At 73.3% G+C, this 13662-nt stretch carries 11 protein-coding genes; 10 read left to right on the forward strand and 1 reads right to left on the reverse strand.

Annotated features, from left to right (window positions below; genetic code table 11):
* The first annotated feature begins 14 nt into the window (after window positions 1-14).
* The 9 genes from AC069X_RS07725 to AC069X_RS07765 all read left to right on the forward strand — a co-directional run bounded on the left by AC069X_RS07725 (window position 15) and on the right by AC069X_RS07765 (window position 9830).
* Window positions 15-1019 carry a proline racemase family protein gene (locus tag AC069X_RS07725; protein ID WP_478726174.1) on the forward strand — a complete coding sequence of 335 codons (1005 nt, stop codon included), beginning with the start codon at window positions 15-17 and terminating at the stop codon, window positions 1017-1019.
* The gene (locus tag AC069X_RS07730) at window positions 1016-2035 is read left to right on the forward strand and encodes a proline racemase family protein (protein WP_478726176.1); all 1020 of its coding nucleotides are present in this window, start codon (window positions 1016-1018) and stop codon (window positions 2033-2035) included. The genes AC069X_RS07725 and AC069X_RS07730 overlap by 4 nt, the downstream gene beginning before the upstream one ends.
* Window positions 2032-3018 (forward strand): ornithine cyclodeaminase family protein, encoded by a 987-nt coding sequence (locus AC069X_RS07735; RefSeq protein ID WP_478726178.1) that lies wholly within the window; start codon window positions 2032-2034, stop codon window positions 3016-3018. Before AC069X_RS07730 ends, AC069X_RS07735 begins: the two co-directional genes overlap by 4 nt.
* 56 nt (window positions 3019-3074) lie before the next feature.
* Entirely contained in the window at window positions 3075-3785 is a 711-nt protein-coding gene (locus tag AC069X_RS07740; RefSeq protein WP_478726180.1) for a GntR family transcriptional regulator, read from the forward strand.
* Window positions 3786-4051: 266 nt separating this feature from the next.
* Window positions 4052-5797, forward strand: coding sequence for an ABC transporter substrate-binding protein (locus AC069X_RS07745; protein WP_478726181.1), 1746 nt, complete (start codon window positions 4052-4054; stop codon window positions 5795-5797).
* Between the two features lie 22 nt (window positions 5798-5819).
* A complete protein-coding gene (locus AC069X_RS07750; RefSeq protein ID WP_478726183.1) occupies window positions 5820-6809 on the forward strand; it encodes an ABC transporter permease in 990 nt (329 codons plus the stop codon).
* A complete protein-coding gene (locus AC069X_RS07755) occupies window positions 6806-7792 on the forward strand; it encodes an ABC transporter permease (protein ID WP_478726185.1) in 987 nt (328 codons plus the stop codon). The genes AC069X_RS07750 and AC069X_RS07755 overlap by 4 nt, the downstream gene beginning before the upstream one ends.
* Window positions 7792-8820, forward strand: coding sequence for an ABC transporter ATP-binding protein (locus tag AC069X_RS07760; protein ID WP_478726186.1), 1029 nt, complete (start codon window positions 7792-7794; stop codon window positions 8818-8820). The genes AC069X_RS07755 and AC069X_RS07760 overlap by 1 nt, the downstream gene beginning before the upstream one ends.
* Window positions 8817-9830, forward strand: a complete 1014-nt coding sequence (locus AC069X_RS07765) for an ABC transporter ATP-binding protein (protein WP_478726188.1) — start codon at window positions 8817-8819, stop codon at window positions 9828-9830. Before AC069X_RS07760 ends, AC069X_RS07765 begins: the two co-directional genes overlap by 4 nt.
* A 94-nt stretch (window positions 9831-9924) precedes the next feature.
* Here AC069X_RS07765 and AC069X_RS07770 read toward each other — a convergent pair whose 3' ends face one another.
* Window positions 9925-11985, reverse strand: coding sequence for a S9 family peptidase (locus tag AC069X_RS07770; RefSeq protein ID WP_478726190.1), 2061 nt, complete (start codon window positions 11983-11985; stop codon window positions 9925-9927).
* A 181-nt stretch (window positions 11986-12166) separates the two neighbouring features.
* On the opposite strand from AC069X_RS07770, the gene AC069X_RS07775 reads away from it, so the two are divergent.
* The gene (locus AC069X_RS07775) at window positions 12167-13633 is read left to right on the forward strand and encodes an MFS transporter (RefSeq protein WP_478726369.1); all 1467 of its coding nucleotides are present in this window, start codon (window positions 12167-12169) and stop codon (window positions 13631-13633) included.
* Window positions 13634-13662 lie beyond the last annotated feature (29 nt).

Consider the following 13662-nt stretch of genomic DNA (forward strand, 5'->3'; position numbering starts at 1 on the left):
ACAGGGGGACCGGAATGCGCACGCGCCACGTCTACCACGCGGTGGACTCCCACACCGAGGGCATGCCGACCCGGGTGATCACCGGGGGAGTCGGGGTGATCCCCGGCGCCACCATGGCCGACAAACGGCTCCACTTCATGGAGCACATGGACCACGTCCGCACCCTGCTCATGTACGAGCCGCGCGGCCACGCGGCGATGAGCGGCGCCATCCTGCAGCCCCCGACCCGGCCCGACGCCGACTTCGGGGTGCTGTACATCGAGGTGTCGGGCCTGCTGCCCATGTGCGGGCACGGCACGATCGGGGTGGCCACGGTCCTGGTCGAGACCGGCATGGTCCCGGCCGTCGAGCCGGTCACCACGGTGCGGCTCGACACCCCGGCCGGACTGGTGAGCGTGGACGTGCGCGTGGAGGACGGCGCGGCCACCGCCGTCACGCTCACCAACGTCCCCTCCTTCTGCGTCGGCCTGGGCCTGAAGACCGAGGTCCCCGGCTTCGGCACGGTCGCCTACGACCTCGCCTACGGCGGGAACTTCTACGCCTTCGTCGAACTCGACGCCCTCGGGCTCCCCTTCGACCGGTCCCGCAAGGACGACCTGATCGCCGCCGGACTGGCCGTCATGGAGGCGGTCAACGCCTCGCCCGACCGGCCGGTCCACCCGGAGGCCCCCTCCATCGGCGGGGTCAAGCACGTCTACCTCACCGCCCCCGGCTCCGACGCCCGCCGCTCCCGGCACGCGATGGCCATCCACCCCGGCTGGTTCGACCGCTCGCCCTGCGGTACGGGGACCAGCGCGCGCATGGCCCAGCTGCACGCCCGGGGGCTGCTGCCCCTCGGTACGGACTTCGTCAACGAGTCTTTCATCGGCACCGAGTTCACCGGCCGGCTCGTCGGGGAGACCACCGTCGCGGGGCGTCCGGCCGTCGTGCCCACCGTCACCGGGCGGGCCTGGATCACCGGCACCGCCCAGTACTTCCTCGACCCGTCCGACCCCTTCCCCGGAGGGTTCCTCCTGTGACCACCGTCCGCACCACCGACTACCACACGGCGGGGGAGCCCTTCCGGATCGTCGACACCACCTCGGGCGGGCTGCCCCCCGTCCCCGGTGACACCGTCGCCGAGCGCTGCGCCACCGCCATCGGCCCCGGAGGCTCCGGGACCGCCCCGCGGCGGAGCGCGCTGGACGAGGTGCGGCGCCTGCTGGTGCAGGAGCCGCGCGGGCACGCCGGGATGTACGGCGGGTTCGTGGTGCCGCCGGACGACGACGGCGCCCACCTGGGGGTGCTGTTCTGGCACAAGGACGGCTACTCCACCGCCTGCGGCCACGGCACCATGGCGCTCGGAGCCTGGGCCGTGGACACCGGCCTGGTCGCGGCGCCCGACGACGGGGACGTCCCGGTCCGCGTCGACGTGCCCTCCGGCCGGGTCACCGCCACCGTGCACCGGGCCCAGGGCCGCACCACCGGGGTCACCTTCCGCAACGTCCCGGCGCGGGTGGCGGCCCGCAAGGTCCCGGTGGCCACCAGCCTGGGCATCGCGGAGGTGGACATCGCCCACGCCGGCGCCTGCTACGCCTCGGTCGCCGCACGGGACCTCGGCCTGGGGGTCACCCGGGCCGCGCTGCCGGCCCTGGTGCGTGCCGGCCAGGAGATCCGGACCGCGCTGGCCGCCCACCCCGCGACCTGGCACCCGGGCGGGCCCCTGCTGTCCGGGGTGTACGGGGTGGTCCTCCACGAGGAGCTGCCCGACACGCCTTTCGGGCCGCACCAGCGCAACGTCACCGTCTTCGCCGACGGGCAGACCGACCGCTCCCCCTGCGGCTCCGGCACCTCGGCTAGGCTCGCGCTGCTGGCGGAGGACGGCCGGCTCGGGGCGGGGGAGGACCTGCTGCACGAGTCGGTGATCGGCACCGTCTTCACCGGGCGGATGCTGGCGGACGGTGTCACCGAGGTCACCGGGACGGCCTACCGCACCGGCGAGCACACCTTCACCGCCGATCCGTACGACGCCCTCGGCGCGGGCTTCCTGCTGTGACGCCCCCGTTCCCCCCGGCCGGCACCGCCGAAGCCGCGCTCCCGCAGTTCGGCGCCGGTGAGACGGCCCGGCTGCTCACCCCGGCGGCGGCCGCCGACGCCCTGGCCGCTGCCCTGCGCGCCGGGCTGGACCCGGAGGCCTGCCCGCAGCGCACCAGCGTCCCCGCCCCGGCGGGCGAGCTGCTGCTGATGCCGGCCGCGGCGGGCGCGTACGCCGGGGTCAAGATCGCCGGGGTGGCCCCGGGCAACCCGGCGCGGGGGCTGCCCCGGATCACCGGCAGCTACCTGCTGCTCGACGGCCCGACCCTGCGCCCGCTGGCCCTGTTCGACGGCGCGGCCCTGACCGCCCTGCGCACCCCGGCGGTCTCCGTGCTCGCCCTGCGGTACCTGACCGGGCAGGGGCGGCCGCTGCGACTGCTGCTGTTCGGCTCCGGCCCGCAGGCGTACGGCCACCTCGAAGCGGTGCGGGAGCTGCGGGAGCTCGCGGAGGCGGTGGTCGTGGCCCGCGACCGGGGCCGCGCGGAGCGGCTGGCCGCGCACGCCCGGGCCCTGGGCGTTCCGGCGCGCACCGGGACGCCGGACGACGTGGCCGACGCCGACCTGGTCCTGTGCTGCACCACCGCCCGCGAGCCGCTGTTCGACGGGCGGCTGGTGGCGCCCGGGGCGGTGGTCGTCGCGGTCGGCTCGCACGAGCCGGACGCCCGGGAGACCGACACCGCCCTCGTGCGACGCGCGGCGGTGTACGTGGAGTCGAGGGCGGCCGCGCTGCGCGAGGCGGGGGACCTGCTGGTGCCGGAAGCAGAGGGGGCGATCGGGCCCGGTCATATCAGCGGCACCCTCGCCGACCTGGTCGCGGGCCGGAACACCCCCTCGGCGCGGCAGGGTTGTCCACAGCTCTTCAAGAGCGTGGGCATGGCCTGGGAGGATCTGGCGGTGGCGGTGGCGATCTACCGGGCGGCGGCCGGGTCCAGCGGCGAAACGTGACATTGTACGCTGTTCCCCTGCCCGTCGCTGGTGTGCGGGGTCTCGGAGGAAGAGCAATGGGTGACCTGAAGCAGCACAGTCTCATCAAGGCGCAGGAGCGGCTCCGCGACCAGGTCGGCCATGCCCTCAGGGCGGCCCTGATAGCGGGCGAACTCCGCCCGGGCAGCGTCTACTCGGCGCCCGGCCTGGCCGCCGAGCTCGGGGTCTCCGCCACCCCGGTCCGCGAGGCCATGCTGGACCTCGCCCGCGAGGGGCTGGTGGAACCGGTCCGCAACAAGGGCTTCCGGATCACCGAGGTCAGCGAACGCGACCTCGACCAGTACACCGAGCTGCGCACGATGATCGAGGTCCCGACCGTCGGCCGGGTCACCCGGATGGCGACGGCCGAGCAGCTGGAGCAACTGCGCCCGGTCGCCGAGGAGATCGTCAGCAGCGCCCGCGAGCACAACCTCATCGGCTACCTGGAGGCGGACCGCCGCTTCCACCTCGGGCTGCTGGCCCTCGCGGGCAACGAGCGGCTGGTCGAGACGGTCGGCGACCTGCGCAAGCGCTCCCGGCTGTACGGCCTCACGGGCCTGGACGAGGCCGGCAAGCTGGTCTCGTCCGCCGAGGAGCACATCGAACTGCTCGACCTGATGATCGCCGGTGACGCGGAGGCGGCCGAGGCGTGCATGCAGCGTCACCTCGGCCACGTCCGCTCCCTCTGGGCGCAGGGCCGTGACGAGCCCGTGGGCCGCACCCCGGGCGGCCTCGGCTCGGGCGTCTGAGCCGCACACCCGAGACGGGGGCCGCACACCCGAGACGGGCGGGGCCGCACACCCGAGACGGGCGGGGCCGCTCCCCCGGGGCGGGGGCGGCCCCGGCCCTGTGCACCCGTTGGGCCCGGACCTGGTGGTCCGGGCCCAACTCGCTTTTCCCCGGGCCGGATTCGGACACGGCTGGATAACGGCGGCGGCTACCTCTTGTCAGTGCAATTTCACATTACTATGTTACCGGTCACACCCTAAAGCGCGGCCCTTCCCTGGAGTGACCCATGACCAAGCGCACCCAGCTCACCCTCGCCACCGCCCTGGTGGCGACGCTCGTCCTCGGCGCCACGGGCTGCTCCGACACCGGGAAGGGCCCCGCGGCCGGCGGCGGAGCCTCCAACCCGGCCGCCGCCAACGACGGGAAGGTCCTCGGCGGCACCCCCGTCAAGGGCGGCACCCTCACGGTCCTGTCCAACCAGGACTTCGCCCACCTCGACCCCGCCCGCAACTGGGTGATGCCGACGATGGACTTCGCGACCCGGCTCCTCTACCGCACCCTCGTCACCTTCAAGGCCGAGCCCGGCAAGGCCGGCGGCGAACTGGTCCCCGACCTCGCCACCGACCTCGGCACCCCCTCCAACGGCGGCCGCACCTGGACCTTCACCCTCAAGGAGGGCCTGAAGTACGAGGACGGCAGCCCCGTCAAGGCCCAGGACGTCAAGTACAACGTCGAGCGCTCCTTCGCCCCCGACCTCACCGGCGGCCCCGACTACGCCGCCCAGTACCTGGCCGGCACCGAGGGCTACAAGGGCCCCCTCCAGGGGCAGCACCTCGACTCGGTGAAGACCCCCGACGACCGGACGATCGTCTTCGAACTCAAGCGCCCCGTCGCCGAGTTCTCCGCCACCGCCACCCTGCCGACCTTCGCGCCCGTCCCGCAGTCCCAGGAGAAGGGCACCCAGTACGACGCCCGCCCCTTCTCCTCCGGCCCGTACAAGATCGAGAGGTACGACCGGGACAAGAAGCTCGTCCTCGTCCGCAACGAGCACTGGGACCCGAAGACCGACACCGTCCGCAAGGCCTACCCCGACAGGTTCGTGGTCGTGATGGGCCTCAAGGGCGGCCAGATCGACGACCGGATCATCGCCGGAGAGGGCGCCGACGCCTCCGCCGTCGAGTACCAGGACATGCGGCCCGAGAGCGCCCCCAAGGTGCTGCCCAAGCCCGACGTCAAGGCGCGCCTGCTCGCCGAGTCCCAGGGCTGTACCGAGATGCTCCACCTGAACAACTCCCGCGCCCCCTTCGACGACCCCAAGGTCCGCGAGGCCATGCAGTACGCCGTCGACAAGGAGGCCGTCGTCACCGCCGGCGGCGGCCCCGCCCTCAACGAGGTCGCCACCGCCTACCTGCCCCCGGCCCTGTCCGGCGGCAAGCAGGCCGACACCCTCAAGATCGCCCCGTCCGGCGACCCCGCCAAGGCGAAGGAACTCCTCAAGGCGGCGGGCAAGGAGAACCTGAAGGTCTCCCTGTCCGTCTCCACCGGCGACAAGGCCAAGGCCGAGGCCATCCAGCAGGGGCTGTCCCGGGCCGGCGTCCAGGTGGTCATCGACACCGTCGACCCCGGCGCCTACTACGACGTCATCGGCGACCTCTCCACCACGCCCGACATGACCCTCACCGGCTGGTGCCCCGACTACCCCTCCGGCTCCACCTGGATCCCCTTCGTCTTCGACGGACGCACCATCAAGGACAAGGGCAACCAGGGCAACTACTCCCAGTTCCGCGACGAAGCCGTCATGAAGCGGATCGACGAGATCAACGCCATGGCCGACGCCAAGCAGGCCAACCAGGCCTGGATCGACCTCGACGCCGAGATCATGAAGAAGTCGCCGTCCGTCCCGGTGCTGCTGGAGCGCAAGCCGCTGCTCGTCGGCACCAACATCGCCGGCGCCTACGGCCACCCCGTCTGGACCGGCACCATCGACTACGGCACCATCGGCCTCAAGGACCCCTCGAAGAGCCAGGGCTGAGGCGTCCGGAGCCCACGACACCATGGCCACCACCGCACCCGCCCCGGACGGCCGCGCAGCCGGCCCCGACGGCACCCCGGCCCCCGCCACCCCGCGGCCCCCGGCGCCTCCCCCCGGCAGCAGTCCCTGGCAGCTCGCCCGGCGGGAACTGCGCCGCCGCCCCGCCGTCCGCGTCAGCGCCCTCGTCGTCCTCCTCTTCGTCCTGATGGCCGTCACCGCCCCCTGGCTGGGCGCCCTCGGCGGCTGGTCCCCGGAGGAGTTCGACAAGAGCGCCGTCGACCCCTACCTCGGCGGCCTGCCGCTCGGCCCCCTCGGCGGGATCAGCCCCGAGCACTGGCTCGGCGTCGAACCGGTCACCGGACGCGACCTGTTCGCCCGCGTCGTCCACGGCGCCCAGGTCTCCCTCCTCATCGCCTTCGCCGCCACCGCCATCGTCGTCCTCACCGGAACCGCCGCCGGCATCGCGGCCGGCTACTTCGGCGGCCGCACCGACGCCGTCCTGTCCCGGCTGATGGACCTCACCATGTCCTTCCCCTCGCTGATCTTCATGATCGCGATGCTGTCGGTGGCCAAGGACGTCAACCGCATCGTCCTCATGACCGCCGTCATCGGGCTCTTCGGCTGGCCCGGCGTCGCCCGCGTCGTCCGCGGCCAGACCCTCTCCCTCAAACACCGCGAGTACGTCGACGCCGCCCGCGTCGGCGGCGCGAGTGCCTGGCGCATCCTGACCCGCGACATCCTCCCGGGCGTCTCCGGCCCGGTCATCGCCTACACCACCCTGCTCATCCCCGGCATGATCAGCACCGAGGCCGCGCTCAGCTACCTCGGCGTCGGGGTCCGCCCGCCCACCCCGTCCTGGGGCCAGATGATCGCCGAGTCCGTGGCCTTCTACGAGACCGACCCCATGTACTTCGTCATCCCGAGCGCCTTCCTCTTCCTCGCCGTCCTCGCCTTCACCCTCCTCGGCGACGCCCTGCGCGACATCCTCGACCCGAGGGGCGGCCGCAGTTGATCCTCTACCTGCTGCGCCGCCTGCTCGCACTGAGCGGCGTGCTCCTCGCCATCGCGGCCGTCACCTTCCTCATCTTCCACGTCCTGCCCTCCGACCCGGCCGCCGCGGCCTGCGGCAAGACCTGCAGCGCCGAACGGCTGGCCGACGTACGGGCCTACCTGGGCCTCGACCAGCCCCTGTGGAAGCAGTTCGCCGACTTCCTCACCGGCATCTTCACCGGCCGCACCCTCGGCTCCGGCCAGTACGCCGTCCAGTGCGACTTCCCGTGCCTGGGCTACTCGTACGAGAACTCCCTGCCGGTCTGGGACCTGCTGATGGACCGCCTCCCCGTCTCCGCCTCGCTCGCCGTCGGCGCCGCCGCACTCTGGCTCCTGCTCGGCCTCGGCGCCGGCGTGACCGCCGCCCTGCGCAAGGACACCGCCACCGACAAGGCCCTCATGGTCGGCGCGGTCGCCGCCGCCTCCCTGCCCGTCTACTTCACCTCCGTCCTGCTCATCTACGGAGTCATCCGCACCGCCGGCCTGCTGCCCTACCCCGCCTACCAGGCCTTCACCGACGACCCGCTCGCCTGGGCCGCGAACCTGCTCCTGCCCTGGACCGCGCTCGCCCTGCTCTACGCCGCCATGTACGCGCGCCAGAGCCGCGGCTCGATGATCGAGGCGATGGCCGAGCCGTACATCCGCACCGCCCGCGCCAAGGGCATGCCCGAGCGGACCGTCGTCGTCAAACACGGGCTGCGCTCCGGCATGACCCCGATCCTCACCATCTTCGGCATGGACCTCGGCGGGCTGCTCGCCGGAGCCGTCATCACCGAGTCCATCTTCGGACTCCCCGGCATCGGCAGGCTCTTCTACGGGGCGCTCGTCAGCTCCGACCAGCCCGTGGTCCTCGGGGTCACCCTGCTCGCCGCCTTCTTCATCGTCGTCGCGAACCTCGCCGTCGACCTCCTGTACGCCGTGGTCGACCCGAGGGTGAGGTACTGATGACCACCCCGCTGCTCGAAGTGCGCGACCTCAGCGTCACGTTCACCACCCCGCGCGGCACCGTACGCGCCGTCGACTCCCTCGGCTTCGCCGTCGAAGCGGGCCGCACCCTCGGCATCGTCGGCGAATCCGGCTCCGGGAAGTCCGTCACCTCCCTCGCCGTCATGGGCCTGCACCGCACCGGTGCCCAGGTCAGCGGCTCCGTCACCCTCGCCGGCCAGGAGCTCACCGGCCTCCCCGAGAAGGAACTGGCCAAGGTCCGCGGCCGCAGGATGGCCATGATCTTCCAGGACCCGCTGTCCAGCCTGCACCCCTACTACACCGTCGGCGAGCAGATCGCCGAGCACTTTCGGGTGCACTTCCGGGCCGGCCGGTCCGCCGCGCGCAAACGCGCCGTCGACATGCTCGGCGAGGTAGGCATCCCCGAACCGGCCCGGCGGGCCGGGGAGTACCCGCACCAGTTCTCCGGCGGCATGCGCCAGCGCGCGATGATCGCCATGGCCCTGGCCTGCGAACCCGACCTGCTCATCGCCGACGAGCCGACCACCGCCCTCGACGTCACCGTCCAGGCGCAGATCCTCGAACTGATCGCCCGCCTCCAGGAGGAACGCGGCCTCGGCGTCGTGATGATCACCCACGACCTCGGGGTGGTGGCCCGCGTCGCCCACGAGGTCCTCGTCATGTACGGCGGCCGGGCCGCCGAACAGGCCCCGGCCGACGAACTGTTCGCCGACCCCGCCCACCCCTACACCCGGGGCCTGCTCGACTCCCTGCCCCGCCTCGACAGCCCCGACGACGCACCGCTGCCCTCCATCCCCGGCTCCCCGCCCTCGCTCCTCAACCGGGAGCCCGGCTGCGCCTTCGCCCCCCGCTGCCCGCGCGCCGCCTCCGGCCCGCCGGGGGAGCGGGACCGCTGCACGGGCGAACTGCCCGAGCTGCGCCCGTTCGGGTCCCCCGCCCGGACGGCGGCCTGCCACTTCGCCGGCCCCGCACCGGCCCCCGCCCCCACCACGGAGGTGCCCCGATGACCGCCCCGGCCACCGGCCAGGACCGGGCCGCACGGCCGGACGCCCCGGCCGGCCCGCTGCTCTCCGTACGGGACCTCACCATGACCTTCCCCGGCAAGCGGTCGCTGACCGGGCGCCGGGCCGCGAGCGTCCGGGCCGTCGACGGGATCTCCTTCGACCTGGAGGCCGGGCACACCCTCGGCCTCGTCGGGGAGTCCGGCTGCGGCAAGTCGACCACCGGCCGGATGCTCGTACGCCTGCTGGAACCCACCTCCGGCAGCATCACCTTCGACGGACAGGACATCAGCCGGCTCTCCCAGGCGGCTCTGCGGCCCATGCGCCGGAACGTCCAGATGGTCTTCCAGGACCCGCACTCCTCCCTCAACCCCCGCCAGACGGTGGCCCGGATCATCTCCGATCCGCTGCTGGTGCAGGGCTGGAGCGCGGCCGACGCCCGGCGGCGGGCCGCCGAGCTGATGGAGCTGACCGGGCTGATCCCCGAGCACATCGACCGCTACCCGCACGAGTTCTCCGGCGGCCAGGCCCAGCGCATCGGCATCGCCCGCTCGCTGGCCACCAGCCCCCGGCTGGTGATCGCCGACGAGCCGGTCTCCGCCCTCGACGTCTCCGTCCAGGCGCAGATCGTCAACCTGATGGAGCGGCTGCGCGCCGAACTGGGCCTGGCCTACGTGTTCATCGCGCACGACCTCTCGGTGGTCAAGCGGGTCAGCGACCGCGTGGCGGTCATGTACCTCGGCCGGATCGTCGAGACCGGGGACAAGAAGTCCCTGTACGAGAACCCGCAGCACCCGTACACCCGGGCGCTGCTGTCCGCCGTACCGCTGCCCGACCCGGAGGCGGAACGGCGGCGCGAGCGGATCGTGCTGCTCGGCGACCCGCCGAGCCCGGCCGCCCCGCCCCCGGGCTGTACCTTCCACCCGCGCTGTCCGCTGGCGCAGGAGATCTGCCGCACCGAGCGGCCGCCGCTGCGGCCCGTCGCCTCGCGCGAGGTGGCCTGTCATCTGGTGTAGGCGAAAGGGCCCGGGTGCCGACGGGGACCCCGGGGAAAAGGGGAGGGCCCCGCGGACGACGCCGTCCGCGGGGCCCTCCTCGTGTCCGCGGCGGCTACAGGCCCAGTTCGCGGCGGAAGAACTCCAGCTCCAGCGCCATGATCTTCTCCCGCGTGCCGCCCGGGGTCATGTGCGTGACGCCGGGCAGCGCCAGCAGCTGGTGCGGGCGCCCCGCGTCGGTGAGGGCGCGGGACAGCCGCAGGGTGTGCGAGGGGTGGACGTTGTCGTCGGCCAGGCCCGTGACCAGCAGCAACGGCCGGGTCAGCCGGGGCGCGTCGGGGATCAGCGAGTCCCGCTCGTACACCTCGGGCTGGTCCTGCGGGAGTCCGAGGTAGCGCTCGGTGTACGCGGTGTCGTAGTGGCGGAAGTCGGTCGGGGCGGCGCCGGCGGCCGCCGCGTGGAAGACGTCGGGGCGGCGCAGCACGGCCATCGCCGACAGGTAGCCGCCGTAGGACCAGCCGCGGATCCCGACCCGGCCGAGGTCGAGGTCGCGGTGGCGTTCGCCGAGCGCGTGGAGGGCCGCGACCTGGTCGTCCAGGGTGACCTCGGAGAAACCCCGGTACACGGCGTGGGTGTGGGCGGGGGAGACGTACGGGGTGCCCCGGTTGTCGGCGGTGACCACGGCGAAGCCCTGGTCGGCCCACCACTGCCGGGCCTGCCAGCGGCGCGGCTCGGCGGACACGTCCTGGAAGCCGGGGCCGCCGTAGCCGTCCACCAGTACGGGCAGCCGCCGCCCGGGGACGTGGCCGCGGGGCAGGACGAGGGCGGTCGGGATGCCGTGCTCGGTGACCCGTTCCAGGAGCGGCCGCACCCGGTAGGGCAGCGGGGCGGACAGGTCGGCGGGGCTGGACTCCCGCCCGTCGGGGGTGCGTACGGTGCGCCGGATCCCGTCGGCGTCGGCGGCGGTCAGCAGCAGCGTCCCGGCCGAGGCGGACACGGTGTGCACCCCGGGGCCGTCGGCGAGCGGGGTGAGCTGCCCGCCGTCGGGGTCCAGCAGCAGCACCTGCTGCTCGGCGGGGTCGCGGAGCCCGGCCTCGATCAGCAGCCGGCCCCCGTGGAGCCCGGCCACCCGGCGGACCTGGACGCCCTCGCCGGTGAGGGGCTTCCCGTCCAGGGCGAGGCCGCGCGCGGCCCCGTCCGGGCTGTCGGCGGCGGTGAGCATCCGCCCGTCGGGCAGCCGTGCCGGGGTGCCGGGGACGAGGGGGTCCACCCACTGGGGATGCGTGGTGCGGGACAGCTCCGTGGTGCGGCCGGTGGCCGGGTCGGCGCCGAGCAGGAGCACGTTCCGCTGGAGCCGGTCCTGGACGGTGAGCAGGATCTCCGTCGGGGAGTCCCAGCCCGCGTCGGAGACGTACGGGTAGGCGGCGGCGTCCCAGTCGAGCCGGACCCGGTTCCCGTCCGGGCCGAGCACCCAGAGCTGTACGTCGGCGTTGGGGCCGCCCGCCTCGGGGTACGCGAAGTCCTCGGCCGGCAGCTCCGGGTGCGCCGGGTCGGCGAAGTGGCGGCGCTGGAGGGCGCTCTCGTCGACGCGGGCGGCGAGCAGGGTGATCCCGTCGGGGGACCACCAGTGGCCCCGGGCGCGCCCGAGTTCCTCGGCGGCGGCGAACTCCGCGATGCCCCAGCGGGCCCCGTCGGCGGGGCTGACACGGCCGCCCGGGTGGACGTACAGGGCGTCGTCGACGACGTACGCGGTGCGCGAGCCGTTGGAGTTGGGACGCGGGTCGAGGGCGGGGCCGGGGGCGGGGACCGGGGCGGGCGTGCCTCCGTCGTCGGGGGAGACCCCGTACAGCTTCCCGTGGAGGGGGAAGACGGCGCGGCGGCCGTCGCCGGAGAGGGCGTACGAGCCGATCCCGGCGGCGACGAGGCGGGTGCGTTCGCGCAGGCGGCGTTCGGCGAGGGGGAGTTCACCGGGCTCGGGGGAGAGTGCGCGGGGGTCGGCGAGCCGGGTTTCGGCGCCGGTGGCGGTGTCGAGGACCCAGAGGCTTTCGAGGGCGTCGGTGGGGCCCGTGGAGCGCAGGAACCAGAGGAGGCGGCCGTCGTCGCCGAAGGAGAAGGCGCGGGGTGAGCCGTGGGTGAAGCGGCCCGTGTCGGCGGACAGCGCGAGGAAATCGTCCATGATCTCAGTGTGGCATGTGCAATATCACATAGCATAGACCATTCGAGTGGTGACCCCTGGTCCACGGGCATAGCGTCGACTAGTGGACCCGAACGCGCTGCCGAAGAACAACGGGACCGACGGCAAGGTCCGAGGGAGCGGAAACGGGCTGGCCCTGTTCGTGATTGCCAGCTGTCAGCTCATGGTCGTGCTCGACATCACCATCGTGAACATCGCGCTACCACACATCCAGACCGCCCTCGACTTCTCCACCGAGAGCCTCTCCTGGGTCGTCAACGCCTACACCCTCACCTTCGGCGGCCTGCTCCTGCTCGGCGGCCGCACCGGCGACATCCTCGGCCGCAAGCGCGTCTTCGTCTTCGGCGTCCTCCTCTTCGGCCTGGCCTCCCTCCTCGGCGGACTCGCCCAGAACGCCGGCCAGCTGATGGCCGCCCGCGCCCTCCAGGGCGTCGGCGGCGCCATCGCCTCCCCGACCTCGCTCGCGCTGATCACCACCACCTTCCGCGAAGGCCCGGCACGCAACCGGGCCTTCGGCGTCTTCGCCGCCGTCTCCGCGGGCGGCGGCGCGATCGGGGTCCTCGCGGGCGGGGTGCTCGTCGAATGGCTCGACTGGCGCTGGGTGCTCTTCGTGAATGTCCCCATCGCCCTGCTCATCGCCGTACTGGCCGCCCGCGTCCTGCGCGAGTCCGCACGCCACCCCGGACACTTCGACCTCACCGGCGCGCTGCTCGGCACCTGCGGCATGGTCGCCCTCGTCTACGGCTTCATCCGCGCCTCCCAGCAGGGCTGGCGCGACGGGTTCACCCTCGGCTCCTTCGCCGCCGCGGTGGTCCTGCTGCTCCTGTTCGTCCTCAACGAGCGGCGCTCGCCCCAGCCCATCACCCCACTGCACATGTTCGCCGACCGCAACCGGGCCGGGACGTACGGGATCATGCTCTTCCTCGCCTGCGCGATCTTCGGCATGTTCTTCTTCCTGACCCTGTTCGTGCAGAACGTCCTCGACTTCAGCCCGCTGCGGGCCGGACTGGCCTTCCTGCCGGTCAGCGTCATGGTCGCCCTCGCCGCCGGGGTCACCTCGCGGCTGCTGCCCAGGTTCGGGCCCAAGCCCTTCATGGTCGCCGGCGCGCTGTGCTGCGCGGCGGGACTGGGCTGGATGACCCTCACCGACGCCCACTCCACCTACGCGGGCAGCATTCTCGGCCCGCTCCTGCTGTTCGCCACCGGCATGGGACTGCAGTTCGTCTCGCTCACCCTGATGGCACTCTCCGACGTCCCCGACCGGGAGTCCGGCGCCGCCTCCGGGCTGCTCAACTCCATGCAGCAGGTCGGCGGCTCGCTCGGACTGTCGATACTCGTCACCGTCTTCGGCACGGCCAGCCGCAACGAGGCGAAGGAACTGGTCCCGGCCTTCCTCGCCACGGCCGGCCCCGAACAGAAGGCCCTCTTCGCCCGCACCGGCCGGCTCCCCGACCCCTGGGCCGACCAGGTGCTCACCTCGGGGATCAGCGCCTCCTTCGTGGCGGCGTCGCTCTTCACGCTCGCCGGCGCGGTCATCGCGCTCTTCGCCATCCAGGTCCGGCCCTCCGACCTGGCACGGCTCCAGGGCAACCACACCCCGGCGGCCGTCCCGGAGGAAGACGCCAGGTAGGCTCGGCGGCTCATCGCAAACCGGGGGGA

Source organism: Streptomyces sp. NPDC043896, from assembly GCF_056435605.1.